3 protein-coding genes and 1 pseudogene are annotated in these 2,367 nt (G+C 37.3%); all 4 read right to left on the bottom strand.

Annotation, left to right across the window (positions count from 1 at the left end; genetic code table 11):
* Positions 1 to 33: 33 nt before the first annotated feature.
* Positions 34 to 378, bottom strand: a complete 345-nt coding sequence (locus AC2VE5_RS25810) for an element excision factor XisI family protein (protein ID WP_486890428.1) — start codon at positions 376 to 378, stop codon at positions 34 to 36.
* On the bottom strand, positions 366 to 782 hold the full coding sequence (locus tag AC2VE5_RS25805; protein ID WP_486890427.1) for an element excision factor XisH family protein: 417 nt from the start codon (positions 780 to 782) through the stop codon (positions 366 to 368). The genes AC2VE5_RS25810 and AC2VE5_RS25805 overlap by 13 nt, the downstream gene beginning before the upstream one ends.
* A 73-nt stretch (positions 783 to 855) precedes the next feature.
* Positions 856 to 1,926, bottom strand: coding sequence for a Druantia anti-phage system protein DruA (locus AC2VE5_RS25800; RefSeq protein WP_486890426.1), 1,071 nt, complete (start codon positions 1,924 to 1,926; stop codon positions 856 to 858).
* A gap of 46 nt (positions 1,927 to 1,972) precedes the next feature.
* Positions 1,973 to 2,367: pseudogene (locus tag AC2VE5_RS25795) on the bottom strand (ATP-binding protein); the annotation flags it as partial.

Here is a 2,367-nt window from a genome sequence, read left to right as displayed (position 1 = left end):
GATGATTTTTGTATTCTTCTGTATGCTTCAGCGCTAGGGTGCTGTGGCGAAGTCCGTATACTGCCGCATTTTAGGTTCGTGGAATGCTAGCACAATATCCTCCTTATCAACGCCTGCACGGACTAAATCAGTGGCAATGCCATCCTCAGTCCAATCTTCCTCAATCCAAAACTTACCATTAAGCAGCCGAACATAAACAGTCATACCATTAATGCGATCGCCTTTGTGCCAACCAAGGTTCATCCAAATATAATGACCATTTAGCTCATCTACAATCAAGAATGTCTCAATATCTTGGTTTTGGCGACGGTTACATAGTCGTACATACTCCGTCAAAATCCCTTTGATAATTGTGGAATAATCAGTTAATTGATCCATTGTTCAATTTCCTCTCTTTCTGTATCTACAATAATGAGTGGAAGTCGATGTTTGCGGAGGATAAGTTGCACCACATCCTGAATAAAAAAGCTTTTGTAGACAACAGTACTAACAGCAATGTAAAGTCTGCGATCTGGCGCTGTTTCCTCTAAAAGGTATCGATAAATATCATACTGACCGAGAGCTTCTTTCAAATCTTGGATTTTTGATGTCCCAACAAAACTTTTAACTTCAACAACGAGTTTTTGATTGTTTCTTTCTGCTGCAATGGGGCATTCAGCACCAAGGTCTGCATACAAAGTTGTTCTACGATACTGAATGATATAAGGATCGTCCGTAATCGCCCAACCGTCATTTATCAGTGTATTTTTTACTGCATTATGGATAATATCTAACTTAGGCATAGCTTAAATATAGGTCAGCCTCTTTACTTGATAAAAATTAGTGCCAGCATTAAAGCTGATATCAAAAAAATCATTACTTTAGTTCTGAGTCCAAATTACTTTGCAGGGTACGTAGTCTAGGAGTGACCCACCGCTCATACCAGTAGCTTACTAAACTTGTCTGTGTAAAGTCTTTCCATACTACTCGATTCGTATTTCCAAGCAAATAATCCTGCCAGTTTATAGCTAAAGGACAGCGATAATATCCTCTTTGCCAGCCAATACTAAGCATATCTTCCGACAAGCCAAGTTCACGCAAACCTCTTTTCAAAATCCGCATTTTCCAATTTGGACCTTCGCCAAATTTGTAAGTATTAAAAACATCGTCTGGTACAACTTGCCTAATTAGTTCCCAACTACCGTTAGCTGTTATGTGAAGGTGGCTCTGTCCTTTGGTGTAATTTATAAAATCCCAATTTTCTAAGCGGTTGTAAATTGCTGATTTACCAAATGCTCCCAAGGTATCGATATAAACAAGATAAGGCATTTTGTTTTTTCCAATAATAACAGAAGCGCTATCTTTGTATTTTTGGTAAAAGTCTTTACGAACTTTTGGAAACATTAAAGTAAGAGCAATTAATTTAGAACTAAGTACCTTGTTGTAAGGTGGGATTGCCCCAAGAATATATGCAGTCATACAGTTATATAGTCGCTGCATTTTTTGATCTTTTGTCCACCCAATAGATTCGTTATCTCTAACACCCAAACCAATAACAGGATCGCAAAGACCAATTGTACCTATTAATTTATCGTTTTGGCGATCAAAGACAAAGTATCGAATGCGTCTTCCATAGCCAACTGTGACAGGGACTGACCAATAAGAAGTGGCATAAGCCCAAAGTTGTTTATGCTCAGTTCTGGATTCAACTGTAACAAGATAAGGATCAATTCTAGATATATCAATATCTAATGGTTGTGCAAGGTAACTTTGAATCTTACTTTTATACTCTTGTCCCGTTGAATTTGTCCTTTCTGCCAATTTTCGCTGAACTTCTCGGAAATCCTTTACAGTTACTTGATGAGTGTTTTCGTTCCATATAACTCCATAATCTTCTAAATTTCTAATAATTTTTTGCTGAAGAACTATTTTGTGCTTTTCTTCCATTACATATTCATCTAAAAAATGCCTCAGATTGCACTTGTAGTCCTCTTTAATCTTTAAATTTAGCTTCTAAATAAACTTTTCCTTCCACAAGCTTTTCAAACTCAGTGACCCGAACAGGAAGGGCAAAAGCTTGATCGGATGAAACCATGTAAAGATTTCCTGCAATCGTTTCTCGTTGAATAAAGTTTGAGATTACCCCATCATAGTTGATATTAGACTTCACAAGTGCTTTAATATCGTCGGAATTGCCCATGTGAAAGGCAAAGAAATTTTCTGCTTGGGTTCTTATTTCATCAGAAATAGCAGAGGGACGTTGTGTTACGGCGACTAAACCTAATCCGAATTTACGTCCTTCTTTTGCTACTCTGACAAATGGATTCGCATTTGATTTAACAAATTCCTGAGATAAAACATTTTGGGCTTCTTCTACAAAAACAACAG

The organism is Aliterella sp. E5.1, from assembly GCF_057473825.1.
Note: the sequence above shows the minus strand (reverse complement) of the source record. Positions and strands in the feature narration are given on the sequence as shown.